The sequence below is a fragment of the Xanthomonas sp. NCPPB 2586 genome, from assembly GCF_041475775.2.
Classification (GTDB): Bacteria; Pseudomonadota; Gammaproteobacteria; order Xanthomonadales; family Xanthomonadaceae; genus Xanthomonas; species Xanthomonas campestris.
In genome coordinates this window covers 3577635-3602903 of sequence record NZ_CM192981.1, presented here as the reverse complement: position 1 = coordinate 3602903, position 25269 = coordinate 3577635, and the positions used below count along the sequence as shown (strand labels likewise).

25 protein-coding genes, 1 other RNA gene and 2 pseudogenes are annotated in these 25269 nt (G+C 64.4%); 12 read left to right on the top strand and 16 right to left on the bottom strand.

The annotated features are described in order from the left end of the window. Positions 1-19: 19 nt before the first annotated feature. From ACCQ09_RS15660 to ACCQ09_RS15645, 4 genes and pseudogenes are all read left to right on the top strand, one after another. Positions 20-88, top strand: a pseudogene (locus ACCQ09_RS15660) (DNA-binding response regulator); the annotation flags it as partial. A 518-nt stretch (positions 89-606) separates the two neighbouring features. Then, positions 607-1788, top strand: coding sequence for a polyketide cyclase (locus ACCQ09_RS15655; protein WP_012438971.1), 1182 nt, complete (start codon positions 607-609; stop codon positions 1786-1788). A 95-nt stretch (positions 1789-1883) separates the two neighbouring features. Then, entirely contained in the window at positions 1884-2255 is a 372-nt protein-coding gene (locus ACCQ09_RS15650) for a DUF423 domain-containing protein (RefSeq protein WP_029217087.1), read from the top strand. Position 2256: 1 nt separating this feature from the next. After that, positions 2257-2931, top strand: a complete 675-nt coding sequence (locus ACCQ09_RS15645; RefSeq protein WP_040941644.1) for a DNA-3-methyladenine glycosylase family protein — start codon at positions 2257-2259, stop codon at positions 2929-2931. Between the two features lie 34 nt (positions 2932-2965). On the opposite strand, the gene ACCQ09_RS15640 is transcribed toward ACCQ09_RS15645, so the two are convergent. From ACCQ09_RS15640 to ACCQ09_RS15620, 5 genes and pseudogenes are all read right to left on the bottom strand, one after another. Further along, entirely contained in the window at positions 2966-3763 is a 798-nt protein-coding gene (locus tag ACCQ09_RS15640; protein ID WP_040941643.1) for a M15 family metallopeptidase, read from the bottom strand. 139 nt (positions 3764-3902) lie between these two features. Further along, positions 3903-4082: a DUF4177 domain-containing protein gene (locus ACCQ09_RS15635; RefSeq protein ID WP_011036333.1), complete on the bottom strand. Its 180-nt coding sequence runs from the start codon at positions 4080-4082 to the stop codon at positions 3903-3905. Next, positions 4079-4258 (bottom strand): type II toxin-antitoxin system antitoxin, encoded by a 180-nt coding sequence (locus ACCQ09_RS15630; RefSeq protein WP_011036334.1) that lies wholly within the window; start codon positions 4256-4258, stop codon positions 4079-4081. The genes ACCQ09_RS15635 and ACCQ09_RS15630 overlap by 4 nt, the downstream gene beginning before the upstream one ends. Further along, positions 4255-4539 carry a hypothetical protein gene (locus ACCQ09_RS15625; protein ID WP_011036335.1) on the bottom strand — a complete coding sequence of 95 codons (285 nt, stop codon included), beginning with the start codon at positions 4537-4539 and terminating at the stop codon, positions 4255-4257. Before ACCQ09_RS15625 ends, ACCQ09_RS15630 begins: the two co-directional genes overlap by 4 nt. Positions 4540-4548: 9 nt before the next feature. Continuing rightward, positions 4549-5419 (bottom strand): annotated as a pseudogene (locus ACCQ09_RS15620) (SPFH domain-containing protein). A gap of 128 nt (positions 5420-5547) precedes the next feature. On the opposite strand from ACCQ09_RS15620, the gene purT reads away from it, so the two are divergent. After that, on the top strand, positions 5548-6750 hold the full coding sequence (purT, locus tag ACCQ09_RS15615; RefSeq protein WP_011036337.1) for a formate-dependent phosphoribosylglycinamide formyltransferase: 1203 nt from the start codon (positions 5548-5550) through the stop codon (positions 6748-6750). Positions 6751-7015: 265 nt separating this feature from the next. Here the strand turns inward: purT and ACCQ09_RS15610 are convergent, their stop codons facing one another. From ACCQ09_RS15610 to ACCQ09_RS15595, 4 genes are all read right to left on the bottom strand, one after another. Then, entirely contained in the window at positions 7016-8071 is a 1056-nt protein-coding gene (locus tag ACCQ09_RS15610) for an XVIPCD domain-containing protein (RefSeq protein WP_011036338.1), read from the bottom strand. 26 nt (positions 8072-8097) lie between these two features. Continuing rightward, entirely contained in the window at positions 8098-8712 is a 615-nt protein-coding gene (locus ACCQ09_RS15605; protein ID WP_012438967.1) for a hypothetical protein, read from the bottom strand. 258 nt (positions 8713-8970) lie between these two features. Continuing rightward, positions 8971-10221 carry an endonuclease/exonuclease/phosphatase family protein gene (locus ACCQ09_RS15600; protein ID WP_372363212.1) on the bottom strand — a complete coding sequence of 417 codons (1251 nt, stop codon included), beginning with the start codon at positions 10219-10221 and terminating at the stop codon, positions 8971-8973. A gap of 17 nt (positions 10222-10238) precedes the next feature. Further along, entirely contained in the window at positions 10239-11156 is a 918-nt protein-coding gene (locus ACCQ09_RS15595; RefSeq protein ID WP_016944959.1) for an arginyltransferase, read from the bottom strand. Positions 11157-11195: 39 nt separating this feature from the next. On the opposite strand from ACCQ09_RS15595, the gene ACCQ09_RS15590 reads away from it, so the two are divergent. Then, entirely contained in the window at positions 11196-11789 is a 594-nt protein-coding gene (locus ACCQ09_RS15590; protein WP_011036342.1) for an EF-hand domain-containing protein, read from the top strand. A gap of 209 nt (positions 11790-11998) precedes the next feature. Here ACCQ09_RS15590 and ACCQ09_RS15585 read toward each other — a convergent pair whose 3' ends face one another. Beyond that, positions 11999-13201: an RNA polymerase sigma factor gene (locus ACCQ09_RS15585; RefSeq protein WP_011036343.1), complete on the bottom strand. Its 1203-nt coding sequence runs from the start codon at positions 13199-13201 to the stop codon at positions 11999-12001. Between the two features lie 176 nt (positions 13202-13377). Here ACCQ09_RS15585 and ACCQ09_RS15580 point away from each other — a divergent pair. Then, positions 13378-13452: non-coding RNA, sX9 sRNA (locus tag ACCQ09_RS15580), on the top strand. A gap of 122 nt (positions 13453-13574) precedes the next feature. Here the strand turns inward: ACCQ09_RS15580 and ACCQ09_RS15575 are convergent. From ACCQ09_RS15575 to uvrA, 5 genes are all read right to left on the bottom strand, one after another. Further along, positions 13575-14081, bottom strand: coding sequence for a putative signal transducing protein (locus tag ACCQ09_RS15575; protein ID WP_228428132.1), 507 nt, complete (start codon positions 14079-14081; stop codon positions 13575-13577). A 263-nt stretch (positions 14082-14344) separates the two neighbouring features. After that, positions 14345-15250 (bottom strand): acyl-CoA thioesterase II, encoded by a 906-nt coding sequence (gene tesB / locus ACCQ09_RS15570; RefSeq protein WP_011036345.1) that lies wholly within the window; start codon positions 15248-15250, stop codon positions 14345-14347. Positions 15251-15304: 54 nt separating this feature from the next. Continuing rightward, on the bottom strand, positions 15305-16075 hold the full coding sequence (locus ACCQ09_RS15565; RefSeq protein ID WP_075286033.1) for an enoyl-CoA hydratase/isomerase family protein: 771 nt from the start codon (positions 16073-16075) through the stop codon (positions 15305-15307). Between the two features lie 233 nt (positions 16076-16308). Continuing rightward, positions 16309-16713, bottom strand: coding sequence for an acyl-CoA thioesterase (locus ACCQ09_RS15560; protein WP_011036347.1), 405 nt, complete (start codon positions 16711-16713; stop codon positions 16309-16311). Continuing rightward, a complete protein-coding gene (gene uvrA, locus ACCQ09_RS15555) occupies positions 16713-19679 on the bottom strand; it encodes an excinuclease ABC subunit UvrA (protein ID WP_075286029.1) in 2967 nt (988 codons plus the stop codon). Before uvrA ends, ACCQ09_RS15560 begins: the two co-directional genes overlap by 1 nt. Before the next feature lie 292 nt (positions 19680-19971). Between uvrA and rplU the strand changes: the two genes are divergently transcribed. The 3 genes from rplU (at position 19972) to obgE (ending at position 21868) form a co-directional block, all read left to right on the top strand. Then, on the top strand, positions 19972-20292 hold the full coding sequence (gene rplU, locus ACCQ09_RS15550; RefSeq protein WP_005989959.1) for a 50S ribosomal protein L21: 321 nt from the start codon (positions 19972-19974) through the stop codon (positions 20290-20292). A 12-nt stretch (positions 20293-20304) separates the two neighbouring features. Further along, the gene (gene rpmA / locus ACCQ09_RS15545; protein ID WP_011036349.1) at positions 20305-20565 is read left to right on the top strand and encodes a 50S ribosomal protein L27; all 261 of its coding nucleotides are present in this window, start codon (positions 20305-20307) and stop codon (positions 20563-20565) included. 250 nt (positions 20566-20815) lie between these two features. After that, positions 20816-21868 (top strand): GTPase ObgE, encoded by a 1053-nt coding sequence (gene obgE, locus ACCQ09_RS15540; RefSeq protein WP_011036350.1) that lies wholly within the window; start codon positions 20816-20818, stop codon positions 21866-21868. A gap of 91 nt (positions 21869-21959) precedes the next feature. On the opposite strand, the gene rpsT is transcribed toward obgE, so the two are convergent. Next, positions 21960-22229 (bottom strand): 30S ribosomal protein S20, encoded by a 270-nt coding sequence (rpsT, locus tag ACCQ09_RS15535; RefSeq protein ID WP_002807888.1) that lies wholly within the window; start codon positions 22227-22229, stop codon positions 21960-21962. A gap of 116 nt (positions 22230-22345) precedes the next feature. On the opposite strand from rpsT, the gene murJ reads away from it, so the two are divergent. After that, positions 22346-23938 carry a murein biosynthesis integral membrane protein MurJ gene (gene murJ / locus ACCQ09_RS15530; protein WP_012438959.1) on the top strand — a complete coding sequence of 531 codons (1593 nt, stop codon included), beginning with the start codon at positions 22346-22348 and terminating at the stop codon, positions 23936-23938. A gap of 237 nt (positions 23939-24175) precedes the next feature. Further along, positions 24176-25264: a bifunctional riboflavin kinase/FAD synthetase gene (locus ACCQ09_RS15525; protein WP_012438958.1), complete on the top strand. Its 1089-nt coding sequence runs from the start codon at positions 24176-24178 to the stop codon at positions 25262-25264. The last annotated feature ends 5 nt before the right edge of the window (positions 25265-25269 follow it).

The window sequence follows — 25269 nt, the reverse complement described above, 5'->3', positions numbered from 1 at the left end:
CAAGCAGCGCCCGCTCACCCTGTCCAAGCTGGGCGTGCGCGACCGCACCCGGGCAGTGCTGAAGGCGTTCGAGCTGCAGTTGGTCTGAGCCACAGGATGCCCGGCCCGGCGCAGCGCGCCGTGCGTTCGCGCGCGCGCAAGCCAATGGCTTGCAAGCAGCGCCCGCTCACCCTGTCCAAGCTGGGCGTGCGCGACCGTACCCGGGCGGTGCTGAAGGCGTTCGAGCTGCAGCTGGTCTGATGGTCAGGCGCCTTGGGCCAGCGGTGCGTCGGCTTATGCCCTCACCGCGTCTGGCCGATGCGCTTGTTCATCGCGGCGCAGTCGTCTACAAGTGAACGGAACAGGCTGCCTACCCGCAATGGCGAGGGAGTGCGTCCTGTGCATCACACGCGCTCGCGTCATCGCGTGCATGATGTCCGCGCGCAATCGCTGCAAACCCTTGTCCAGGTTGCGATTGCGCCTTTGCACCACGCGGCGCGAGCGCGCGGATGACACCGCAGGACCGCGCTACCCGTCGCACAACTGAACATCTTTCTCGAAGCCTGCTAGGATGGCGGCTTCGCTTCACTCAACCCGGCCGTGGGATCGGCCCCGGAGACCTCCTGAATGACCCGTATTATCGAGTTCCTGATCGCCTTGGGGATCGTGGCTGGCTTGTTTGTCGTGGTGGGCTTGGTGTTGCCCTCGGAGCGGCAGATGTCCGAGAGTGTCGAGACCAACCGCAGGATGACGATTGTTTACGACACCGTGAACAGCTTCCGTCGTTTCAAGGATTGGAACCCGCTTGTGCTGCGTGATCCCAAGATCCAGCTGAAGCTGGCCGGCCCGGAAGAGGGCAAGGGTGCACGCGTTGAATATAGCTCCACTGAAGGCTACATCGGTCAGGGCAGCTGGGAGATCACCAACAGCGTCAAGAACGAGCGCGTTGAGATCTCGATCGAAGATCCCACCAAGGGCTACGACAAGGTCACCAACTTCACGTTGAAGCCGACCGGCAAGAACAACAAGAACGTGCGCATCACCCAGGACTACAGCGTCAAGTACGGCTGGAACCTGTTTGGTCGCTACGCGGGCTTGTACGTCAGCCGGCATGTCGGCGATGACCTGAAGCTGGGTCTGTCGCGCCTGACCACCGCACTGGCCACCGTGCCGAACTTCGACTACCGCGCCGAGCTGGAAGGCAAGCCGGTGTTGAGCGATCTCAAGCTCGTCGATGTGCCTGCCGAGGACCTGCTGGTCGTCACCGCCGGCAACATCGATCGCGACAACGAGACGATCAAGAAGTCGATCAAGGACAACCAGGAGTGGATCAAGCGCGTCATGGATTCCAATGGCCTCGAGCCGTCGGGTCCGGTGCGGATCGTCACCACCGACTTCGCCACCGACAAGTACGCGTTTGACGTCGTGCAGCCGGTGCGCAAGAAGGCCGGCGGCGCTGCCAAGACCGACGCCAAGGCCGACACCGCCAAGGCTGACGACAAGAAGGACGACGCCGCTGCTGCTGCACCTGTCGACGCAACCCCGGTTGCCGCGACGGGTGAAGAGCTGAAGGTCAACATCCCGACCGAAGCACCGGTGAAGTACGAGCGCACCAAGGCGCACCGTTCCGCGTTCGCAACCTACGCAGGCCACATGGCCGGCCTGGATGCAGTGCGTAACTCGCTGCGCGCTTGGGCTGCCACCAGCGGCAATGACGTGACCGAGCGTCCGTACGAGTCGTGGAAGGGTGGGGTGGACAAGTCGTTCACGCAGGACGGTACCTACGACGTCTACTGGGCCATCAAGTAATCGTTTCACCACGATGATGTGATCCAGACGAAAACGCGCCGCATCCTTGCGGCGCGTTTTTTTTGCGCTGCGGCGCTGCCTTTGGAACTGCCACCATGTCGTTGCCTGATCGTCGCAAGAAACATCCTTCGCTCCTGGCCTTTGTGGGAGCGCTGCTGGCCGCCGCCTCAGTGGGGCTATCGGCCTACGCCTCGCATGGTGTGGCCGATGCGCTGGTGCAATCGCGCCTGCAACTGGCCGCGCTGTATGCCTTCGGCCATGGCGCCGTGTTGGTGGTGCTGGGCGGTGCTGAGACCCGCGCGCTGGGCCGCATCGGCCTGTACCTGCTGTTGCTTGGCACCCTGCTGTTTGCCGGCAGCCTGGTTGGCGGCGCGTTGCTGCACTGGCCCACCAGCCTGGCGCCGATCGGCGGGGTCAGCCTGATGCTGGGCTGGGTGGTGCTGGCGATCGGTGCGTTGAGGCGCTGAGATGCCACGTCACGCCCGCGGCTTCGATGTGGAGATGGCCTTCACCCATCTGGCGCGCAGTGATCGCGCGCTGGGGGCCTGGATGAGACGCATCGGCCCGATCGCACCGCAGCCGGGATGGCGCAAGCCGTTCGATCCGGTGGACGCACTGGCGCGCGCCATCTTGTTTCAGCAACTGAGCGGCAAGGCCGCGGCCACCATTGTTGGGCGCGTGGAGGTGGCGATCGGTGCCAGCCGGCTGCATGCCGACACATTGGGGCGCGTGGACGATGCGGCGCTGCGTGCCTGCGGCGTTTCCGGCAACAAGGCGCTGGCACTGCGCGACCTGGCGCGGCGCGAGGCACTGGGCGAGATCCCCTCACTGCGCAAACTCGCCTTCATGGAAGACGACGCCATCGTCGAGGCATTGGTACCGGTCCGTGGCATCGGCCGCTGGACGGTGGAGATGATGTTGATGTTCCGCCTCGGCCGTCCGGACCTTTTGCCCATCGACGACCTGGGCGTGCGCAAGGGCGCCCAGCGCGTGGACAAACAAGCGCAGATGCCAACGCCGAAGGAACTCGCCGAGCGCGGCGAGCGCTGGGGCCCGTACCGCACTTACGCTGCGTTCTACCTGTGGAAGATCGCCGACTTCAGCATTGCCGCGAAGGTGTCGACGCCGCGTTCGCAGGAATGAGCGGCCACGCTGAGCCCTGCCTGCGCACGCGCCATCAGGCCGGCCACCAGCGCCAGTGCCAGGGCTCGTAGACGATGCCGTGCGGGTTGTCGCGCGGATAGCTCAGCCGAAAACCAAAGCGCCCGGCATGCGTCTGCAGCCATGCGAATGCCGCGGTTGACTCGAAACGTTCTTCGGCCGGCGGTTCGCCAGGCGTGCCGATATCCACTGCATCGCCGCTGTGATGTTCGCTGAATCCAGGTGCCGCGTTGACCGCCAGGATCTGCGCAAGCGTCAGGCCGCGCGCGAACTTGCGTTCGAAGATGCCCAGTTGATAGTCGTGGCTGCGGTAGCCGGAAATGGCATCGAGGACCACGTCTTCGCGCAGCGCGGCCGCACGCAGCTGCCGCCACGCACGCGCAGCACCGGCGCTGAGCCACAGCGGGCGCGCAAAGCGATCGCGCCCGGCCAGGTGCAGCGCTGCCGGTTCGGCGATCAGGTCAAGCCCGGTCTGCGCCACATACGCGTCGGCGCCAATGCCCAGCTGTGTCAGGCGGCGCTGCAGCCCGTCGATCGGCAGCGCGGCATCCAGCGCCTGCGTGGTGCGGCGCGCGCTGGTGTGTAGCAGATCCAGCGCCTCGTCCAGGCCCGGCTCGCGGGCCAGGCGTGGGATCAGTGGCATCAACCCATGCGGCAGCTGCGCGGCGAGGTACTTGCCATCGCGCTTGCGCCGCAGCAGCCAATCGGCCTGCGCCAATACGCGTGCGTCGGCATTGCTGCGCGCGCGTAGCAGGGCAGCAGGAAGCAGTTCGATCGCGGTGGTGTTGAGCAGCAGGGACTGTGTCGGGCGCATCGCAACAGGGTAGGGCTAAGTGCGCTGCGCGGCCAGCTGCAGCCGATCCTGCAGTAGCTGGCGCGGCGGCCGGCCTTGCCCACTGCATGCCACCGTTGCTGCACTCCCGCCGGGCCGCTGGCGCGATGGCGTCGTCACCTCAGAGCTCCTTCTTGAACACCAGCAACGCCGCACTCAGCGGTGCCGGTATGATGCTGTTGACCAGCTCCCAGCCGAGGTTGCCCGGTTTGGTCAGTTCGGCCTGGAGATCCTTGGTCTTGATGCTGCCGATGAACGAGGGCTTCAACTCGAGCGTCAGGTCAGTCCAGCGCTTGCTCATGCGTGTGGTTCCTTGTCGGCGGGCGGCTTTGGCAGCCGCCCTGCCTTGCGCAAGGCATCGCGCAATACATATTCGATCTGCGCGTTAAGGCTGCGTAGTTCGTCATCGGACCAGCGCTGCACGGCTGCCAGCACATCGGCGTTGATGCGCAGCGGGTAGGCCTTCTTTTCGCTCACTCGCGCTCACCGCGGCCGCTGTGGCGGCGCAGGTGCATGACCATCGAGACGATCAAGACGTTGACGCCGATGATCATGCCGATCACCACTGCATAGATTCCGGCGCGGTTGTCGCCGGCCCAGTACAGGCAGGCGGCACCGATCAGGATCACCAGACTGATCAAGGCCCAGCGCAGGCCCAGGCCGCGTGCGCGGTCGTCGTCGTCCGCACCGATGGAGGCGGCGATCGCCAGTGCGGGCAAGCCGGACAGCGCGACCACCAACGGCACCATGACATTCATTGTTTCACCTCAAGAGAGCGAGCCGGTGTTGACCACCGGTTGGGTGCCGCGATCAGAACACAACACGGTAAGCAGGTTGCTGACCATATGCGCCTTGCGCTCTTCGTCCAACTGCACCACGCCGTTTTTCTGCAACTCGGCCAGTGCCATCTCCACCATCCCCACGGCGCCGGCCACGATGCGCGAGCGTGCGGCAATCACCGCATTGGCCTGCTGACGCTGCAGCATGGCCTGGGCGATTTCCGGTGCGTAGGCGAGGTGGCTGATGCGCGCCTCGATCACGTCCACGCCGGCCTGGGTCAGGCGCTCGTCCAGATGCCGCTTGAGTTGTTCGCTGATCTCGGCCGGGTGGCTGCGCAGCGAAATCTGGCCTTCCTCATGCTGGTCGTACGGATAGCTGGTGGCCATCGCGCGCAACGCGGCTTCGGACTGGATGTGCACGAAGCTTTCGTAGTCGTCCACGTTGTACACCGCCTCAGAAGCATCCATCACCTGCCACACGATCACGGCCGCGATCTCGATCGGGCTGCCGTCGAGTTCATTGACCTTGAGCCGGCCGCTTTCGAAATTACGCACGCGCTGGCTGATCCGCCTTCTTTGCATAGAAGGGGCTGTTCCAGCGCAGGCCTGGGTCCTTCACGGTGCCGACGTACTTGCCGAACAGGCTCAGCACCGCGGCCTGATTCGGTTCCAGGGTGTACAGGCCGGCGAAGAAAAAGATCCCGACCACCACGACTGCGAGCGCCGCGATGAAGCTGGCCGGCGTGATGCTCGCGGCGGAAATTGCACTGAGCAAATACCAGGCCATGCCCGCGAACGCGGCGCCCACGGCAAGGATGATGGGGATGCCTGCCAACGAGCCGATCGGCTTCTCTTTCATGAGGAGGGAGTCCATGTGGGTTCGTGAGAAAGATATCAAAGTGATATCAGATTATTCAAGGGCTGCCGCCATCTGCGGCAATCGCGCGTTCGTTAGAATGGCGGCCCCTCCCGATCTGGACCGCGCTCATGACCACTCTCGGCACGCCGTTGTCGCCTTCCGCCACCCGTGTGCTGTTGCTGGGCTCGGGCGAACTGGGCAAGGAGGTCGCCATCGAGCTGCAGCGCTTCGGGGTGGAAGTGATTGCCGCCGATCGGTATGCCAACGCACCGGCCATGCAGGTGGCGCATCGTTCGCACGTGCTGGACATGCTCGACCCGCAAGCCTTGCGGGCGCTGATCGCGCAGGAGCAGCCGCACCTGATCGTGCCGGAGATCGAAGCCATCCACACCGAGACCCTGGTAGCGCTGGAGCACGAGCAGGGGCAGAAGGTGATCCCCACCGCGCGTGCCGCGCGTCTGACCATGGACCGCGAAGGCATCCGTCGCCTGGCTGCCGAAACCCTGGGCCTGCCGACCTCGCCCTACCGCTTTGTCGACACCGCCGCCGAGTATCGCGAGGCGATCGCCACAGTCGGGCTGCCGTGCGTGGTCAAGCCGGTGATGTCGTCCTCGGGCAAAGGCCAGAGCACGCTGCGCAGCGAGGCGGACATCGACGCAGCCTGGGACTACGCGCAAACGGGCGGACGCGCCGGCGCCGGCCGCTGCATCGTCGAAGGCTTCATCGATTTCGATTACGAGATCACCCTGCTGACCGTGCGCCATGCCGGTGGCACCTCGTTCTGCGACCCGATCGGACATTGGCAGAAAGATGGCGACTACCGCGAAAGCTGGCAGCCGCAGCCGATGTCGGCCGCGGCGCTGCGCCGCTCGCAGGAGATTGCACAGGCAATCACTGATGAGCTGGGCGGCTGGGGGTTGTTTGGCGTGGAGCTGTTCGTCAAGGGCGACGAGGTGTGGTTCAGCGAAGTCTCGCCGCGCCCGCACGACACCGGCCTGGTCACGCTGGTGTCGCAGGAACTGAGCGAGTTCGCGCTGCACGCGCGCGCCATTCTGGGCCTGCCGGTCGGAGCGGAGAACGGCGGCGTGATCCGTCAGAGCGGTCCCTCCGCATCGTGCGCGCTATTGGCGCATGGCAACGGCGTGCCGGTGTTCGACAACGTGGCCGAGGCCTTGCGCGACCCGGACACCGCGCTGCGCCTGTTCGGCAAGCCGCGCGTGGACGGTCATCGCCGGGTTGGCGTGACGCTGGCGCGCGCCGGCAGCATCGATGCGGCGCGCGAGAAAGCGCGCGTGGCTGCCGCGGCGCTGACGATTCAGCTTCGCGATTAAATAACGTAGTTCTTGCGGGGCCTTGTGGGCATCGGCTTGACCGTTGCCCACGATTTTCAAGACTGCCTTGCTTTCAGCTGGCGAGATTGGCATGCAGCCAACGTGCAGCAATCTCGAAACATTGCTTCGTGAACCATGGTGGCTACACCCGCATTACATCCGTTGCGGGTGAGACCAAACCACTGTCAGACAGTGATCTGATAGGCATCCGTCTGCTCCATCGAAGGCGTAGGAAGCAGGGGGCATGTAAGTCGAACTGCAAGTTTCAGGTCAAGGCCCTTGCAGGGTGTGGTTGGCTCTGCTCTTGCTGTATCTGCCTTTGCTGTTCGCCGTGCGCGCGTTCTGCCGCAGCCTGGACCCAGTTCTGACTGCTTTGCTCCAGCGGTGTATTGAGTGCAACGACAGTATCCACATGGGCACGCAACTGGTCATGCGGTCCCAGTGAGTTGGGATTGTTCTGTACCGCAAACGCATGTGAGGCGTCCTCGCTTAGACGAACGTCGTCGATGCGGTTCATGCCCATTTTGCAGGATTGCACCGCCAGGCAACCAGCCAGGTTGTCGCTGCGCGCATCCGATTGCCGGTTGTTTGCCTGATCCAAAGCTTGCACATGGGTCTGTGCCTGGGCGAACAGCGTGTGCCCAGGATGATCGGGATTACGGAGTGACGGCAGTTGCTGCTGATCGCTCAAGAGATGTTGTTGGATCGATCTGTCTGCCGGAAGCGGATGCCGAACTTCTTTGTTCAGCGGGCTTTGCGGAAACGGTGCCTCAATGCTTTCCACGCCATGAATATTGCGCAAGGGGCGGTAAGCATCTTTCCCCGAGCCTTCAACCGGCAAAGGGATGCGAACGTCCGGAAGCAGTTGTCCGACTCCGCCAGGCCCAAGCAATCCATTCACATCAATGCTCTTGTTGCGATGGAGCCCGGCATGATTGAGTGCAGCCCAGGTAAAGTCGACACAGTTGTTGTGCACGTCCCTGTACTCTTTGTCGAACCCCAGTTTTTCCGGCTCTTCACCGAATTTTTGCAGTTTTTCATACTGCTCTTTGCTTATTTCAATCGTTCTGGAATAGGCAGGGTTATGGTATTCCTTAGCGTCTGAGTTATAGATTTTTCCTGGTCCGTTCATCTCGCCGTGCGTGATGGGAGCAAATCCATAACTAATCGGTTTGCTCTTGCTATCGTCAAGTATAAAAAACATGTGCCCTGGCCCGGAATTGGCCGGTTCGCCATCTATAACCTGCTGTTCGCCGTTTTTATATAGCGGGGTGCCAGGCGCCGCGATAACAATCGTTACGGTGTATTGCTGCTTATCCATCTCTTGCTCCATGTGAGATCTCGAGGCTATTTCGAGGAAGTCCATCTCTTTTGAATGGAAACCTGTGCAGTGGGGTCTTTCAATGTTGGATTGCTTGGCTGTGTGGAGATGTCAATGCGGTAGCGGCCGTAACTTTCTAGAGGTAGGTTGCATACAACCCAGTCACTTGAGTTTGAAGTATGGGCTCCGATGTCGATGTATTTTACTTCATCTTTTCCCTTTCTCCAGTCGAAAAATTTTTTTCTGCTGGGCTCCTCCCTCATATATTCTTGAAATGCATCTTCTGTTTTTATTTCTAAGCATCGGTCTCCCACCCACTTGCATGCCTCAACTTTAAGCGCATATCGCACGGGCGATTCGCTTTTGTTTAACATCGTGACTGGGTCGATAGATCCCTTGCGACTTAGTGTCAACCCGACGATATAGGGCTGCGTAAGGTTCACGTTGTCCGGTGTGGCTTCGAATTCAAAGCGCACATGTTCGTCCGTGGCATCCACGCGAAATGGTTGACTGAGAAAAAGATCTTGTTTCTCGGACTGCGGCGCTTTGCTTGCACCACAGGCAGCCAGCATCGTAGCGATCACGATTGATGACCACAAACCCCGCATGCGGGAACGCATATCCTGCAAATTTGGTCTCATCCGGTTCTCATTGCAGACAGGATTGCATCAGAGTGTAACCCGCGATCTGAAGCCGACTAGGCCTGCCTTGTGTATAAAGGGATGAGGTGATGCCTGGCGCCTGTAAAAGCTGAAATACCGAGCTTCGTTACTGCTGGCTGGCAGGCGGCAAACCACCAGCCAGCTTGTTGCCACTATCGGCCCGGGCGGGCGAGCGAGCGGGCGCCGCCTGCCGTCGCCGGGCGTCATTCATAAAATCTCTCGGGTGCTGGTAGGCCCTTACTTCCCAGCCACATCCACCCACACCGCATGGTGATCGCTGCCATCGGCGATCGCCGCATCCGGCGAGCTGCCGGCGGGCCAGAAGATGCCACTGCCGGCCAGGGTGAATTGATGCGATGGCAGTACGTAGTCCAGCCGCATCGTGCCCGCCTGCGGTCCGAAGTCGCCGGTGACCTGGTGCGGGTCGCCGGTATGCGCAATGCCTTGTGCGGCGTATTCGGCGGTTTTTTCCGGGCCACCGGCGCTGACGGGTGTGGGGTACTTTAGTACGCGCGGGTGATTGATCAGCGCACGGATGGCTTCATGCCGGCCGGCGCCATCGATGGGGTCGTTGTTGAGATCGCCCAGGATCACGAAGTGCGCGTCGCGTTCCAGGCCGCCACAGCGGCCCTGGTCGTCGCACAGCCAACGCGTGGTGTCGGCGGCGTTGTCCAGGTAGGCGCGCCACAGTTGCAGTTCGTCGTGGTTGCGCGCGGCATTACGCTTTTCCGCACCGTCGAATACCGGCGGAGTGGGGTGCGAAACCAATGCGTGCACCACGCCCAGCGGCGTGCGCACCGGCACGTCCCAGTGCGATTTCGACGACAGCCGCAGCTGTGCCCAGACCGCATCGTTGTAGAACGGGCGCCGGGTGGCCGGATCGACCGGGCGCAGTGCGCCGGGCAGCGCGCTCCACTTCAGCAACTGGAAACTGCGCACTGCCTGCGCATCGATCGGATAGCGCGACAGCACCAGCATGCCGTATTGGCCAGGGTGCAGCCCATAGCCCCAGGCATCGTTGCCACGGCTGCGGCCATCGCCGCCAACGCTGCCGTTGTTGTCCAGGTCCAGGCCGCTGGGCACGCCGGTATTGACCGGTGCCAGGTAGCGATATGGATACGACAATGCGTCGCCACCGCCGGGCTGGGCCACTTGCAGATAGCGTTGCTGGAATAGATCGGCCGCACGATGCGCAGGGTCGAAATCGAACTCGTTGAGCAGCACCAGGTCCGGGCGCACGCGCTGCAGCACGGCGGCGATCTTGCGCGCATGCGCGCTGTCGCCCTGCAGTTCACGCACCAGCCCGCCGGCCTCGTCGGAGTACAGCGAGGTGTTGTAGGTGGCGATGCGCAAGGGGGCGGCCGTGGTGGATGCAGCGCTCTGCCCGGTCGGGGCGGTACGGTGGGCACAGGCGGTGCAAAGCGCGGCCAATGCAAGCAATAAGACGGGTCTGATCATGGCGCTATTCTCGCATGGAGCATGCGACAGACCGATGTCGCGTGGGGCTATCGGGCCGAGCCCTGGGCCGCGGGCAAGCCGCGCCAATGACGGCCGTCGTAGGCTTCCAGCGCGTTGAAGCGGCGCTTGTAATTCATCTTGGCGTGGCCTTCGATCCAGTAGCCCAGATACAGGTGCGCGCGGCGTTCGCGCCTGGCCCACTGGATCTGTTCGAGGATGGCAAAGGTGCCCAGGCTGCGTGCAGCCGCATCCGGTGCGTAGAACGTGTACACCGCCGACAAGGCGTGCTCAGTGACATCGGTCACCGCCACCGCCAGCAGCCGGCCGGGCACATGGTCGACGGCCGGTTCGCGGATTTCCAGAAAGCGCCCGTGCGACCAGCCGCCGATCAGGAACTGATCGAACTCGGCCGCGCCGTGCGTGTCCATGCCGCCGCCCGGATGCCGGTGCTGCAGATACTGGCGATACAGCGCCAGCTGCTCTTCGGTGCGTTCCGCGGCGACCACGCGCACCACCAGATCCTGGTTGCGCGCCAGGCAGCGGCGCTGGCTGCGGTCCGGATGAAACGCATCCACGGCAATGCGCACCGGCACGCAGGCGCGGCAGCGTTCGCAATGCGGGCGGTACACAAGATCGCCGGAACGACGAAATCCCCACGCCAGCGCCTGCGGATAGAGCGCGCCCAGGCGTGGATCGTGCGGGTCCAGCACCAGGTCGCGTGCCTGGCGATCGGACCAATACCCGCAGGCATGCTCGCCGGTCTGGAACAGGCGCAGGTCGTCGTGGGTGTCGGCATGGATGGCCATGCGCGCAGGATAGCGCCTGCGCGTCGCAACGGCGGCGACTGTCCGCTGGATGAATGCGCCCGGTTGGCGCGTCAACGGCGGCGGCAATCGCCCGTTGATGTGGATGTTGGTGGCAGCGCACGGCGCGTCCGGACGCACCACCCACGCGATGCGGCCCATGCAGTGCCGCGTGTGGTTTTCACATCCAAGGAGTTTCTCATGACGTCCCGCAAACCGTTTCTCGCCCTGGCCGTGCTGGCCGCGCTGTCCACCGCCAGCGCCTTCGCTGCCACCCCGCCTGCCGCAGGCGACGCACCGCGCCCGGCCAAGCTCGACACCAACGGCGATGGCGTGATCGACCGCAGCGAAGCGGCCGCCGACCCACGCCTGGCCGCCAAGTTCGACAGCCTGGATACCAACAAGGACGGCAAGCTGTCGCGCGACGAACGTCCGCACCGTCGCGGCCCGGGCCGTGATGGCCGCGGCGAAATGTGGGCCAAGCTCGATGCCAACAAGGACGGGCGCATCAGCCGTGACGAAGCCAAGGCCGACCCCAAGTTCGCCGCGCGCTTCGACCAGATGGACATCAACAAGGACGGGTTTGTCGACCGTGCCGATCGCGAGCAGCGCATGCAGCAGCACCGTGATGCCTGGTTCGCCAAGGCCGACACCGACAAGGACGGCAAGCTGAGCAAGGCCGAGTTCGATGCGGCGTCCAAGTTGCGCGGCGAACATGGTCCGCGGGGTGAACACGGCGAGCGTGGCGAGCATGGCAAGCGCCCGATGCCGGCCAAGCCGGCGGCCGGTAACTGATCGATAGGAAGGCCCACGCATGCCCTGACGAGAGGGGCTCAGCCAGGGCGTGTGGCGATGACTGGCAACACGGACAACACGGACAACACACGTAGTCGCAACTCAGCAACACCGTAACAAGGCGCCGATCGACCGACGGCCTTCTGCAACTGCAGGAGGCCGTTTCTTTTGCAGCGCGCATTCTCAGCGACAACGTAGCCATGCCCACGTCACACCAGTCCCAGCACCCCATAGCGGTAGGCGATGGGCACGATGACCGCAGCCAGGCTGACTGCAATTGCGCTGCGGCTGAACATGCAGCGGTACAGTAACGGCGGGCGGGTGGTGCCGCGTCGACGCGCGTCGCGCTCCAGCATCGGCTGCATGATGCGCGGCAGGGTGCCCAAGGTGTGGTAACAGACCACCGACATGCCAACTGCCAGCACGCAGAGCGCCAGCCACTTGGGCGCACCGAACGCCCGCAGCAACAAGGGTGCTCCACAGGTCAGTGCAGCGGTCAAGGTGCTCAGGCGAGTGAAACCACGAATCGCAGCGGCTTCCCGCGCGGTGGTCGCAAAGCGCAACAGATACGCGCCAGACATGTAGGTTGTCAGCGTCACGCCCGTGATTGCGAGCAAGGCGATTGCCATCGGCATGCCGAGCAGGACGCTCAGCGCACCGGCGGCACTGCCACTGGTCAACGCCGATCCGCTCAGGCCGCTGGCACCCAGTTTGCCGACGCCGCCGAGACTGCCAATCCCCCCCAGCGCAATCGCCGCGCTTGCCGTTCCGGGCGCGGCGAGCATCGTGGCAGCGGTCACCGTGGTGGCGAAGGCTACACCCGGTGCACTGCCGCGTGCGAAGGTGTCAAAGCGCTGCAGCAGTTCGTTACGCACGGTGGCACGGGCGCGCGACAGGCGCTTGCGCACCGCCGCATCGCTGAGCCCGAGCAGGCTGGCCACCTGCTGCGAGCGCTGGCCCTCGCGGTAGTACAGCAGCAGGATCTCGCGGCTGTCGTTGGGCAGCGCGGACATGATCTCCAGCGCGGCGCGCTCTTCTTCCACCTGCAGGGCCTGTTCGGCCGGCGAGGGCGAAGGGTCGGCGGCCATTGCGATGGCCAGATCCGCCGCCTCACCGCTCAGTGGGCGATGCCGGTGGCTACGCAGCCAGTCGCGCGCCAGGTTGCGGGTAATTTGCCGCAGCCAGGGCAGGAAGCTGGCCGGTTGATGCAGCTGCGCCAGCCGCTGCCACGCACGCAGGAATGCTTCCTGCGCAATGTCCTCGCTGGCCGCTACATCGCGCGTGATCGCCAGCGCGATGGCGGTGACCGTGTTCTGGCAGGCAGTCACGATGCGGCCGTACGCCTGCTGACAACCCGCCGCGGCGTGCGGCAGTTCGTGGTGGAGCATCGCGTCCAGGGTGTCGGCGTGCATCGTCGGAATCCGTGTCCAGGTACCAGCATGACGCAGTTGCCTGGCGAATGTGACCGCTCGCTGCGTCAGCGCGTAAGCGTGCTGGACTGGTTCCCTGGAGCCGTTGCATTACTTGGAGCAGCTATAAAAACGACTGCGCAGGCGCCAGGCGGGCGCGGCCGGTGCTCGGAATCGGCATGTACGCCCGTACATTCCGGTTCCTCCGCGCCGTCCGCACCCATCTGACGACTGCTCGCTCCGTTTTGTTAGCCGCTCTTAGCTATGGTCGCCAGATCGACTGCGGCATCGTGGCCACGTCGTGCGATGACCAACGCGCGCCACGATGCCAGGCGATGCGCATTGGCGCCTGCGCGGCCGATTGGCCACGCGCCAATCAGCTGGCCGGCTGGATGCGGACCCGTGTCTGGTCTTCTTCCGCGGCGGGCGCTTGCGGTGTTTTTGCCGGTGCCGGTTGCGCTGCCGGCGTGGCCGCCGGTGCCTCGGGCGCTGCGCGGTGACGCATCACCACCACCATGGCCACGGCGCCGATCACCAGCAACAGCACCAACCGGATCCGCCAAGCCCAGCTGCGCGCGCTGGTGCTTGAGCCGGTCTCGCCCTCGCGGAAGGTGTATTCCACGTTGGGCATGTCACGGCGCGTGGTGTTCAGCAGGCGCGCATCGCGCAACAGTTCGCGCGCACGTGGTTGGTCGTTGGCGTGCACGATCCACACGGTTGGATGCGCCTGCGCATTGCCTTGTTCGAGATAGCTGAACTGGCCGCTGCGCTTGCTCTGGTAAGACCGGCCATTGCTGATGCGGATCTCGATTCCGGCATTGCGCAGCAGGTTGGCCACGCCCTCGGCGGTTTCGATCCGTTGACTGCTGAAAATCTTGCGCATTAGGGCGTGCCATCGATGTCTGTCGCCACTGCGCTGGGCGCGCAATTGCTTAGAACGGGAGAAAGAAAAGGGGCTGGCGGTGCAGTGCGTGCCGCCTGTGTGCGTGGGCGAATCCGCAGTAGCGCGCGGTTACCAACTACGGTTGTTGCGGCGCTAGACGCGGCACGGGCCGGCCTATCGCGCAACATCACTGCGCCAAGCGCTCCCCCGCGCGGATGTATCGCCCATGCAGTGATCACGGCCGGTTGCAGCAATCGCACGTGTCAGTCCTTGGCCGGCACGGCGGTGGCACTGCCGTCACGCACTACCCGGATCAATCCTTCCTGGGTGGTGCTGGCCACCAGCACGCCGTCGCGGGTGAAGAACTGCCCGCGCGCCAGGCCGCGCGAGCCCTGCGCGGTCGGGCTGTCCAGCGAGTACAGCAGCCAGTCGTCGGTGCGGAACGGGCGATGGAACCACAGCGCGTGATCGAGCGAAGCCATCTGCACGTTGGGCGTGTAATAGCTGATGCCGTGCGGAAACGTCGAGGTGCCCAGCAGCTGGAAATCCGATGCGTACGCCAGCAGTGCCTGGTGCAGGCCGACGTCATCGCCCACCGGGTCGCTCAGGCGCAGCCACATCTGCTGGAAGGGCGGGCGCTTGGGCGGCTTGAGCTCGTCGCGCGGGAACACGTGGCGGAATTCGAACGGGCCGCCGCGCGAGAGCCAGCGCTGCACCTTGGCCGGCAGGCGCGCCAGCACCTCCGGTGCCAGCGGCGCGGTGGGTTCGATGTCCTCCGGCGGCGGCACCACCGGCATGGCCGACTGATGCTCGGCGCCGTCTTCGCGTTCCTGGAACGAGGCCGCGCAGAAGAAGATCACCTTGCCGTGCTGAATCGCGGTGACACGCCGCACCGAAAAACTGCCGCCATCGCGGGTGCGGTCCACGTCATAGACGATGGGGTGGTCGATATCGCCGGCGCGCAAAAAGTAGGCGTGCAGCGAGTGCGCCTGGCGGCCGTTCTCCACCGTGGCCTGGGCCGCGGACAGGGCCTGGCCCAGCACCTGGCCGCCGAACACGTATTTGGTGCCGATGTCGCGGCTCTGGCCACGGAACAGGTTGTCTTCCAGCCGCTCCAGCGAGAGCAGGCTGATCAGTTCGGAGACCACGGGTTCGGCGTTGGCGGACAAGAGGCTGGCCTGAGCGTGCGACGGAGCGCAATTATAGCGGCCCGCCTGTGCGTGCTATGCCTTTTGCAGGCGCGCCACCAGCCCATGCAGTGCGGCCTGCGCGTCCGGCGCATACCAGCCGTCGATGAAGCGCTCCAGCTGGATCAACTCTGGCGCCAGCGCCGCGCGCAGGTCGGCACGCGCCACCGCGCGGGTGGCCAGCATCGGTTGGCGCGGCAACTGCTGCAGGTCCTGCAGCCAGGCCACGGCGCGCGCGGTGACCAGCTCGCCATCCACCAGCTCGTCGACCAGCCCGATCTTGACTGCCTCTTCGGCCGGCACCAGCTGCCCGGCGATCAGCAGGCGTTCGGCGCGGTGCGCACCGACCACGCGGCGCAACAGGCGCTGGATGCCTTCCGGCGCCGCCAGGCCGACCTGCACTTCATTCAGACCAATCACGTAAGGCCGCGCGGTATCGGCGCTGCGCGCCATCACCCGGTAATCGCAGCACAACGCCAGCACGCAACCGCCGGCCGGCGCGTGCCCGCCGATTGCCGCGACCACTGGCACCGGGCAGTGCGCCAGCGCGTTAGCCGCATCGAAAAACGCTGTCCAGCTCTCCAGCAGCGCGCCGCGGTTGGTGCCATGCGAGAGCAGGTGCGGCACGTCCATGCCACCGGAAAAAATACGTTCGCTGCCCGACAACACCACGCCGTCGACCTCGCTTCCCACCTGCTGCACGGCGGCAGTCAGTGCCTGGCATAGCGCGGTATCCAGCGCATTGACCGGCGGGCGCGCCAGACGGATTTCGCGAAGACGGCCGTGGTCAAGGATCTGGATGCTCATGTGGGGCTCCTGAAAGTCTGGCCATGATAGACGGCCGTCGCTGCACGCGGTGCGTGCATGCAAACGCGCTGCTGGATGCATTGCCGCCGCTGGCGCGCGCGCAGGCACAGTGCAGCATCCAGCGCACGTGGGCGCCAGCTGTTTCACCGGGGGCGAGAAACGCGCGAATAAAAAACGGCGGCTCCATAAAGAAGCCGCCGTATGTCATTCACCCGCGTCTGCGTTGCGCGCGATCAGCTGCTCGCGGCGCGTACCGCATCCGGCAATGACGCGCTCTTGCCGGTCTGGGTATCGATCCACACCACCACCACGTTGCCGTCCGAATACAGCACGCCCTCGTCCTTCTGGTCGAGGATGCGGTGTCCGATGGTCACGCTGCTGCTGCCCAGGCGTTCGACGAACAATTCCACCAGGATGTCATTGGGCCAAACCAACGGCCGCTTGTAATTGACGTTGGTGGCCGCGACCACCGGTGCGATGCGATCGGTCATCGCCACGCCTTCCACGCCCAGCATCCAGCGCACGCGCGCTTCTTCCAGGTAGGAAATGTATTTGGCGTTGTTGACGTGGCCCATGCTGTCCATGTCGCGCCAGCGCACGCTGATCGGAACGCGTGCCAGGATCTTGTGTTCGCTCATCAGCTTGCCTTCTTCTTCGCAGTCTTCTTGGTGGCGGTCTTGGTGGCCTTGGCCACCTTCTCCGGCTTGACCTTGCGCGGTGGCCGCGCATCAGGCTTGTTGGCCATCGCGGCCGGGCGGGTTTCGCGTGCCTTCACCGACGGCAGCATCTTGGCCAGGAACTGCCCGGTGTAGGAGGCCTTGTGCGCGGCCACATCTTCCGGCGTGCCGGAGACCAGGATGGTGCCGCCGCGGTGGCCACCTTCCGGCCCAAGATCCACGATCCAGTCGGCCGTCTTGATCACGTCCAGATTGTGTTCGATCACCACCACCGTGTTGCCTTCGTCGCGCAGCTTGTGCAGCACGCCGAGCAGCGCTTCGATATCGTGGAAATGCAGGCCGGTGGTCGGCTCGTCGAGAATGTACAAGGTGCGCCCGGTATCGCGGCGCGACAGTTCCTTGGACAGCTTCACACGCTGTGCTTCACCGCCGGAGAGCGTGGTCGCGCTCTGGCCCAGCTTGATGTAGCTTAGGCCCACGTCCACCAAGGTTTCCAGCTTGCGCGCGATCGACGGCACCGGCTCGAACAGCCGCAGCGCGTCTTCCACCGTCATCTGCAACACGTCGCTGATGTTGAAGCCCTTGTAACGGATCTCCAGCGTCTCGCGGTTATAGCGTTTGCCATGGCAGACATCGCACGGCACATACACGTCGGGCAGGAAGTGCATTTCCACCTTGATCATGCCGTCGCCCTGGCAGGCCTCGCAGCGGCCGCCGCGCACATTGAAGCTGAAGCGGCCCGGCGAATACCCACGTGCACGCGATTCCGGCACCTGCGCGAACAGCTCGCGCAGCGGAGTGAACATGCCGGTGTAGGTCGCCGGGTTGGAACGCGGTGTGCGCCCGATCGGCGACTGGTCGATGTCCACCACCTTGTCGAACAGGTCCAGATTTTCGACTTCGCGATGCGGTGCCACCGTGTGCGATGCACCGTTGATCTCGTTGGCCGCCAGCGTGAACAACGTATCGTTGATCAACGTCGACTTACCCGAACCGGACACGCCGGTGATGCAGGTCAGCAGGCCGGCCGGAATCTCCAGGTCCACATTTTTCAGGTTGTTGCCGGTGGCCCCGCGCAGATGCAGCATCATCTTCGGGTTGGGCTTGTGGCGTTGCTTGGGAATCTCGATGCGGCGCTTGCCCGACAGGTATTGCCCTGTCAGCGAACGTGGCGACTCCAGGATGTCCTGCAGCGTGCCCTGCGCGCAGATTTCACCGCCGTGCACGCCCGCGCCAGGGCCGATGTCCAGCACGTGGTCGGCCAGGCGAATAGCGTCTTCGTCATGTTCGACCACGATCACCGTGTTACCCAGGTCGCGCAGTCGCGTCAGCGTGCCGAGCAGGCGCTCATTGTCGCGTTGATGCAGTCCGATCGAGGGTTCGTCGAGCACGTACATCACGCCGACCAGGCCCGCACCGATCTGGCTGGCCAGACGGATGCGCTGTGCTTCGCCACCGGACAGCGTGTCGGCCTTGCGTTCCAGGGTGAGGTAATCCAGGCCCACGTCGACTAAGAAGCCCAGACGCTCGCCGATTTCCTTGACGATCTTGCTGGCAATCTCGCCGCGCCAACCCGGCAGCGACAATCCGCGGAAAAAGTTCAGCGCTTCGTTGACCGGCAGCACCACCAGTTCCGGCAGCGGGCGGTCGGCCACGAACACATTGCGCGCGGCACGGTTCAAACGCGTGCCGTTGCAGGCAGGGCAGGGCTGCTGGCTGACGTACTTGGTCAACTCTTCGCGCACGGCCGGCGACTCGGTTTCCCGGTAGCGGCGTTCCAGGTTCGGCAGGATGCCTTCGAAGCGATGCTTGCGCGTGGTGCGCCCGCCCGCGTCGGTGAAGTAGGTGAAGCTGATCACCTCATCGCCACTGCCGAACAGCACCGCTTGGCGCACCTTGGCCGGCAGGGTGTTCCACACCGCATCCACGTCGAACTTGTAGTGCTTGGCCAGCGAGGCAATCAGCTGGAAATAATAGGCATTGCGCCGATCCCAGCCACGCACTGCGCCGGCCGACAACGACAGCTCCGGATGCACCACCACGCGGTCCGGGTCGAAGAATTCGGCCACGCCCAGGCCATCGCAGCTCGGGCAGGCGCCGACCGGCGCGTTGAACGAGAACAGGCGCGGTTCCAGCTCCGGCAGCGAGTAATCGCACACCGGGCAGCTGTACTTGGACGAAAACAGATGCGGCGCAGCAGTGGCATCGTCCAGCGAATGCACTGCAACCATGCCTTCGCCAAGCTTCAGCGCGGTCTCGAAGCTTTCCGCCAGCCGCTGCTTGATGTCTTCACGCGGGCGGAAGCGGTCGATCACCGCTTCGATGGTGTGCTTCTGGCGCAGCGCCAGCGGCGGCACCGCATCGATCTCGTACAACTCGCCATCCACGCGCACACGCACGAAGCCCTGCGCACGCAGTTGTTCGAACACCTGTGCGTGCTCGCCCTTGCGGTCGCGGATCACCGGTGCCAGCAGCATGTAGCGCTGCTCCGGGTCCAGTGTGAGCATGTGGTCGACCATCTGGCTGACGGTCTGCGCCTCCAACGGGAAGCCGTGGTCCGGGCAGCGCGGCTGGCCTACGCGGGCGTACAGCAGGCGCAGGTAGTCGTAGATCTCGGTGATCGTGCCGACCGTGGAGCGCGGGTTGTGCGAGGTGGACTTCTGCTCGATCGAAATCGCCGGCGACAGCCCTTCGATGTGGTCCAGGTCCGGCTTTTCCATCACGCTGAGGAACTGGCGCGCATACGCCGACAGCGACTCGACGTAGCGGCGCTGGCCTTCTGCATAGATGGTGTCGAACGCCAACGACGACTTGCCCGAGCCGGACAGGCCGGTGATCACGATCAATTTGTCGCGAGGCAGGTCGAGGTCGATGTTCTTGAGGTTGTGCGTCCGCGCGCCGCGGATGCGGATGAAATCCATCGCCATGGGGGATCCGATGTCGGGCCGGCGAACCGGCAGTGGTGCGAGCGTGCTCAGCAGGAATGAGTGGCAGTCGATCAGCCTACCCGCCGACCTAGGTGAGGGCAATTGCCCCAAATGCCAGTGTGACCGAGCGCTTGTGGCGGCCGGATGATCCGTTCCACGGGGGCGATTTTGGCCTGCGGCGGCAGGCCTGCTTGCGGGTTGACCCGAAACCGGCTAGGGCAGTACAATCCCGCTCCTGTCTGCCCCATGGGCAAGTCAGGCGACCATAATAACTACAGAGGAAAACCTGGTCATGTACGCAGTTCTGGTAACGGGCGGTAAGCAATACCGCGTCGCGCAGGGCGAAACGCTCCGCGTGGAAAAACTCGAAGTCGAAGCCGGCAACGAGATCAAGTTCGACACCATCCTGATGTTGGGTGATAGCGATGGCATCAAGCTGGGCGACGCGCTGAAGGGCGCTTCGGTCACCGCCAAGGTTGTGGCCCATGGCCGCGCCGACAAGGTGCGCATCATCAAGTTCCGCCGCCGCAAGCACCACATGAAGCGTCAGGGACACCGTCAGTACTACACCGAAATCGAGATCACCGGCATCGCCGGTGGCGACAAGAAGTAAGGAGAACCAGTCATGGCACATAAAAAGGGCGTAGGTTCCTCGCGCAACGGTCGCGATTCCAACCCGAAGTACCTCGGCGTCAAGATCTTCGGTGGCCAGGCCATCGATGCCGGCAACATCATCGTGCGTCAGCGTGGCACCCAGTTCCATCCGGGCGCCGGCGTCGGCCTGGGTCGTGACCACACGCTGTTTGCGCTGGTCAACGGCAAGGTGGAATTCACCACCAAGGGCCCGAAGAAGCGTCGCACCGTCAGCGTGGTTGCCGAGGCGTAATCGCCCGCTCCATGCAGACCAGCCCGCACGGCAGTATTGCCTGGCGGGCGAGACGGAGAGCCCCGCTTCGGCGGGGTTTTTCGTTTGACGGCTGGGAATCGGGAGTAGGGAGTCGGGAATCGGAAAAGCCGGTTCTGCGTCCCATCGCGTTTTTCTACAGCCGTGCTGGCGGGTGTTTTCGCCGGCAGGAATCCGCCGCTTTTGCTGGCCGATTCCCCATTCCCTATTCCCCATTCCCGGTTGCAAGCCCATGAAGTTAGTCGACGAAGCAGAAATCCTGGTCACCGCCGGTAATGGCGGCAATGGCTGTGTCGGCTTTCGCCGCGAGAAGTTCATCCCGCTTGGCGGGCCGGATGGCGGTGACGGCGGCAACGGCGGCAGCGTCTGGATCGTGGCCGACGAAAACGTCAACACCCTGGTCGATTTCCGCCATGAGCGCGCGTTCAAGGCGCAGCGCGGCGAGAACGGCATGGGCCGGCAGGCCTATGGCAAGGGTGGCGAAGACCGCGTCATCGTGGTGCCGGTCGGCACGGTGGTGATGAACGTGCAGACCGATGAAATCATCGGCGACATGACCCAGCACGGCGATCGCCTGCTGGTGGCCAAGGGCGGCAAGGGCGGCCTGGGCAACATGCATTTCAAGAGCTCGGTGAACCGCGCGCCGCGCCAGTCCACCACCGGCGAGGAGGGCGAGGAGCGCCTGCTCAAGCTGGAGCTCAAGCTGCTGGCCGACGTCGGCCTGCTGGGCTTTCCCAATGCCGGCAAGAGCACGTTGATTCGCGCGGTTTCGGCGGCGACGCCGAAGGTGGCCGATTACCCGTTCACCACGCTGTACCCGAATCTGGGCGTGGTCAGCGTCGAGGCGTATCGCAGCTTCGTGATCGCCGACGTGCCGGGCCTGATCGAGGGCGCCGCCGATGGTGCCGGCCTGGGTACGCAGTTCCTGCGCCATCTGCAGCGCACCCGCCTGCTGTTGCATCTGGTGGACATTTCGCCGATGGACGGCGGCGTGGATGGCGTGTCGCCGGTCGATCAGGTGCGCACCATCGAGCGCGAACTCGAACGGCATGATCCGGCGCTGCTGGAAAAGCCGCGTTGGCTGGTACTCAACAAGGCCGACCTGATGTTCCCGGAGGAAGCGCAGGCCGCTGCCGAGGCCATCGTGGCCGAGCTGGGCTGGACGGCGCCGTGGTACCTGGTGTCGGCACTGGGCCGTGATGGCACCTTCCCGATCATGAAGGACGTGATGGCCTTCTTCGATCGTCAGCGCGAGGACGAGCTCGAGGCGCGCAATGCAGGTTGAGCGCAGACAGGCGCCCACAAAAAACCCGGCCAAGGCCGGGTTTTCTTGTGCCATCGAAAGCCGGGCTCTCGATGGCGAACCTGCTGATCGCTTACGCGGCCTTGATGGCCTTGATGCGAGCGGTCAAGCGGCTCTTGTGACGCGCAGCCTTATTCTTGTGAATCAGGCCACGGGCGCTGAAACGGTCGAGGATGGGCTGAGCAACGGCGAAAGCAGCTTCGGCGCCTGCAGCATCGTTGGCGTCAAGGGCCTTGATCACCTTCTTGACGGCGGTGCGCAGCATCGAACGCTGGCCCGTGTTGCGCTCGTTGCGCACAACGGTCTGCTTGGCGCGCTTCTTGGCGGACTTGATATTGGCCACGGTGGTGGGTTCCTGAAAAATCGGTATGGTGGAAAAAGCAAGCGCGAAAGTATGATGGACCCAGATATGTACGTCAAGTCAGTTGTCAAGAGGGATTGCCCATGAGCACACCCCGCATGATGAGGGGGCTGCTCTCGTTTAGCAGTATGACCATGGTGTCGCGGGTGCTGGGCCTGATCCGCGACCAGGCGATCTCCACTACCTTCGGCGCCAACGCGGTGACCGACGCGTTCTGGGTGGCGTTCCGGATTCCGAACTTCCTGCGGCGCCTGTTCGCCGAAGGCTCGTTCGCCACCGCCTTCGTGCCGGTGTTCACCGAGGTCAAGGAGACCCGGCCGCACGCCGACCTGCGCGAATTGATGGCGCGGGTCTCCGGCACCCTGGGCGGCATGTTGCTGCTGGTGACGGCGCTGGGGCTGATCTTCACCCCGCAGCTCGCTTCGGTGTTCTCCGATGGCGCGGCCACCGATCCGGACAAGTACGGCCTGCTGGTGGATCTGCTGCGGCTGACCTTTCCGTTCCTGCTGTTCGTTTCGCTGACGGCCCTGGCCGGTGGTGCGCTGAATAGCTTCCAGCGGTTTGCGATTCCCGCGCTGACCCCGGTGATCCTCAATCTATGCATGATCGCCGGCGCGCTGTGGTTGGCGCCTCGCCTGGATGTGCCGATTTTGGCGCTGGGCTGGGCAGTGCTGGTGGCTGGTGCGTTGCAACTGCTGTTCCAGCTGCCGGCGTTGAAGGGTATCGACCTGCTCACGCTGCCGCGCTGGGGCTGGCGTCATCCGGACGTGCGAAAGGTGCTGACCTTGATGATCCCGACGCTGTTCGGCTCATCGGTGGCGCAGATCAACCTGATGCTGGACACGGTGATTGCCGCGCGCCTGAGCGACGGGTCGCAGTCGTGGCTGTCGCTGGCGGACCGCTTCCTGGAGCTGCCGCTGGGCGTGTTCGGTGTGGCCCTGGGCACGGTGATCCTGCCGGCGTTGGCGCGGCATCATGTCAAGACCGACCGCACCGCGTTCTCCGGGGCGCTGGACTGGGGTTTTCGCACTACCTTGCTGATCGCGATGCCGGCGATGCTGGGCTTGCTGCTACTGGCCGAGCCACTGGTGGCCACCTTGTTCCAGTACCGCCAGTTCACCGCGTTCGACACCCGCATGACTGCGCTGTCGGTGTACGGGCTGAGTTTTGGCCTGCCGGCCTACGCGATGCTGAAAGTTGTGCTGCCAGCGTTCTATGCGCGGCAGGACACCCGCACCCCGGTGCGCGCGGGCGTGGCGGCGCTGATCGCCAACATGGTGTTCAACTTCGCGTTCCTGGCCGTGCTCTACCAGGTGATGGTGCCGCCGGAATTGAAGGCGCAAGGCGTGATGCAGGCGCTCGGCAAGCAGCCTGGCCTGCATCTGGCGCTGGGCATTGCCAGTGCGCTGTCCAGTTATCTCAACCTGGGCCTGTTGTGGTTCTGGCTGGGCAAGTCCGGCGTGTATCAGCGCCGGCCGGGCTGGGCAGGCTATGCGGCGCGGCTGCTGGTGGCCTGTGCGGCGATGGTGGTGGTGCTGTTGGGCCTGCTGTGGTGGTTGCCGTCGTTCACCGAGATGGACAAGTGGCAGCGCATCGGCTGGCTGGCGGTGCTGGTGGGCAGTGGCGGGCTCACCTATGTAGTGGCGCAGTTGGCACTGGGGCTGCGGCCGCGGCATCTGCGCGAGCAGTGACGCCGCGAAGGGGCTTGGACGCTTGAGGCTTGCGTGCCGGAGATGGGTGTCGCTCCTCACGCGGCCGAGGCGACCCGGCACACGCTGCGCGTGCGCCGGCTGCCGGTCGATTGGCAAGCCGGGCGGACGTCCCCATCTCAGCTGCCGGGGCCATGCGATTTGTTGCGCGCGGCTATACTTGACGGTTATGCATGATCGAGGGCTGGCCCGCAGGCTGGCGTCGCTTTGGAACGAGGAATGAGCAGGCTGTTTAGAGACGTCGAGGGCGGGACGCTGTTCCCGCACGGAAGCGTGGTCTGCATCGGTGCCTTCGATGGCCTGCACCTGGGCCATCAGGCGCTGGTGCGCCATGCGGTCGAACGTGCGCGTGCGCTGGGCGTGCCGGCAGTGGCGGTGAGCTTCGAGCCGTTGCCGCGCGAGTTCTTCGCCAATGACACGCCGCCGCCGCGCCTGACCCTGGCCCGGGCCAAGATCGAAGGCTTGTACGGCTTTGGTGCCGATAGCGTCGGCATGATCCGTTTCGATGGGCGGCTGTCGGCGATGAGCGCGCAGGACTTCGTTCGCCTGGCATTGGTGGGGCGCCTGTGCGCACGCGAAGTGTGGATCGGCCCGGAGTTCCGCTTCGGCCATCGGCGCGGCGGCGACATTGCGCTGTTGCGTGCCCTGGGCGAGCAGCACGGCTTTGCTGCCGGCGAGATTGCGCCGGTGCATCTGCGCGGCGAGCGCATCTCTGCAACGCGCATCCGGGAACTGCTGGTGGCTGGGGAATTTGCCCATGCCGGCGAACTGCTCGGCCGCCCGTACGCAATCGGTGGACGTGTGGTCCGCGGCAAGCAGCTTGGCCGCACGTTGGGGTATCCCACCGCCAATCTGCGGTTTGCCCGCACCCCGGCGTTATCCGGTATCTATGCCACCTGGGTGCATGGCGTGGCCGCGCACCCATGGCCGTCGGTCTCCAGCTTCGGCACGCGGCCCACGGTTGCGGGGATCGAGCCCTTGCTGGAAGCGCACCTGTTCGATTTTCAGGGCAACTTGTACGGGCGCCACATCGCGGTCGAATTCGTCGCCAAGCTACGCGATGAAGAAAAGTTTGATGGCCTGGAAGCGCTGACCGTGCAGATGCATCGCGATGCCGAGCAGGCGCGCGCCGTGCTTGCCGCGCATGCGCGCGCGCATTCTTTGCCGCAGCATGCCGATGCACAGCACGCCGATGCACCTTCGACGCAGGCAGCCACAGACACGTCTGCAGAGACCTCACCTGCGAGCCCCTCGCAAAGCCCTGCGCACGCCCGTGCGGACGGTTCACATAACGCAGCGCAACGGTAGATTCC

What these genes read in the sequence shown, in the direction of transcription:
- ACCQ09_RS15655 (WP_012438971.1), top strand. Translation starts at nt 607, where the DNA reads ATGACCCGTATTATCGAGTTCCTGATCGCCTTGGGGATCGTGGCTGGC.
- ACCQ09_RS15650 (WP_029217087.1), top strand. Translation starts at nt 1,884, where the DNA reads ATGTCGTTGCCTGATCGTCGCAAGAAACATCCTTCGCTCCTGGCCTTT.
- ACCQ09_RS15645 (WP_040941644.1), top strand. Translation starts at nt 2,257, where the DNA reads ATGCCACGTCACGCCCGCGGCTTCGATGTGGAGATGGCCTTCACCCAT.
- ACCQ09_RS15640 (WP_040941643.1), bottom strand. Translation starts at nt 3,763, where the DNA reads ATGCGCCCGACACAGTCCCTGCTGCTCAACACCACCGCGATCGAACTG.
- ACCQ09_RS15635 (WP_011036333.1), bottom strand. Translation starts at nt 4,082, where the DNA reads ATGAGCAAGCGCTGGACTGACCTGACGCTCGAGTTGAAGCCCTCGTTC.
- ACCQ09_RS15625 (WP_011036335.1), bottom strand. Translation starts at nt 4,539, where the DNA reads ATGAATGTCATGGTGCCGTTGGTGGTCGCGCTGTCCGGCTTGCCCGCA.
- purT (WP_011036337.1), top strand. Translation starts at nt 5,548, where the DNA reads ATGACCACTCTCGGCACGCCGTTGTCGCCTTCCGCCACCCGTGTGCTG.
- ACCQ09_RS15610 (WP_011036338.1), bottom strand. Translation starts at nt 8,071, where the DNA reads ATGGATAAGCAGCAATACACCGTAACGATTGTTATCGCGGCGCCTGGC.
- ACCQ09_RS15605 (WP_012438967.1), bottom strand. Translation starts at nt 8,712, where the DNA reads ATGAGACCAAATTTGCAGGATATGCGTTCCCGCATGCGGGGTTTGTGG.
- ACCQ09_RS15595 (WP_016944959.1), bottom strand. Translation starts at nt 11,156, where the DNA reads ATGGGCCGCATCGCGTGGGTGGTGCGTCCGGACGCGCCGTGCGCTGCC.
- ACCQ09_RS15590 (WP_011036342.1), top strand. Translation starts at nt 11,196, where the DNA reads ATGACGTCCCGCAAACCGTTTCTCGCCCTGGCCGTGCTGGCCGCGCTG.
- ACCQ09_RS15585 (WP_011036343.1), bottom strand. Translation starts at nt 13,201, where the DNA reads ATGCACGCCGACACCCTGGACGCGATGCTCCACCACGAACTGCCGCAC.
- ACCQ09_RS15575 (WP_228428132.1), bottom strand. Translation starts at nt 14,081, where the DNA reads ATGCGCAAGATTTTCAGCAGTCAACGGATCGAAACCGCCGAGGGCGTG.
- ACCQ09_RS15565 (WP_075286033.1), bottom strand. Translation starts at nt 16,075, where the DNA reads ATGAGCATCCAGATCCTTGACCACGGCCGTCTTCGCGAAATCCGTCTG.
- ACCQ09_RS15560 (WP_011036347.1), bottom strand. Translation starts at nt 16,713, where the DNA reads ATGAGCGAACACAAGATCCTGGCACGCGTTCCGATCAGCGTGCGCTGG.
- uvrA (WP_075286029.1), bottom strand. Translation starts at nt 19,679, where the DNA reads ATGGCGATGGATTTCATCCGCATCCGCGGCGCGCGGACGCACAACCTC.
- rplU (WP_005989959.1), top strand. Translation starts at nt 19,972, where the DNA reads ATGTACGCAGTTCTGGTAACGGGCGGTAAGCAATACCGCGTCGCGCAG.
- rpmA (WP_011036349.1), top strand. Translation starts at nt 20,305, where the DNA reads ATGGCACATAAAAAGGGCGTAGGTTCCTCGCGCAACGGTCGCGATTCC.
- obgE (WP_011036350.1), top strand. Translation starts at nt 20,816, where the DNA reads ATGAAGTTAGTCGACGAAGCAGAAATCCTGGTCACCGCCGGTAATGGC.
- murJ (WP_012438959.1), top strand. Translation starts at nt 22,346, where the DNA reads ATGATGAGGGGGCTGCTCTCGTTTAGCAGTATGACCATGGTGTCGCGG.
- ACCQ09_RS15525 (WP_012438958.1), top strand. Translation starts at nt 24,176, where the DNA reads ATGAGCAGGCTGTTTAGAGACGTCGAGGGCGGGACGCTGTTCCCGCAC.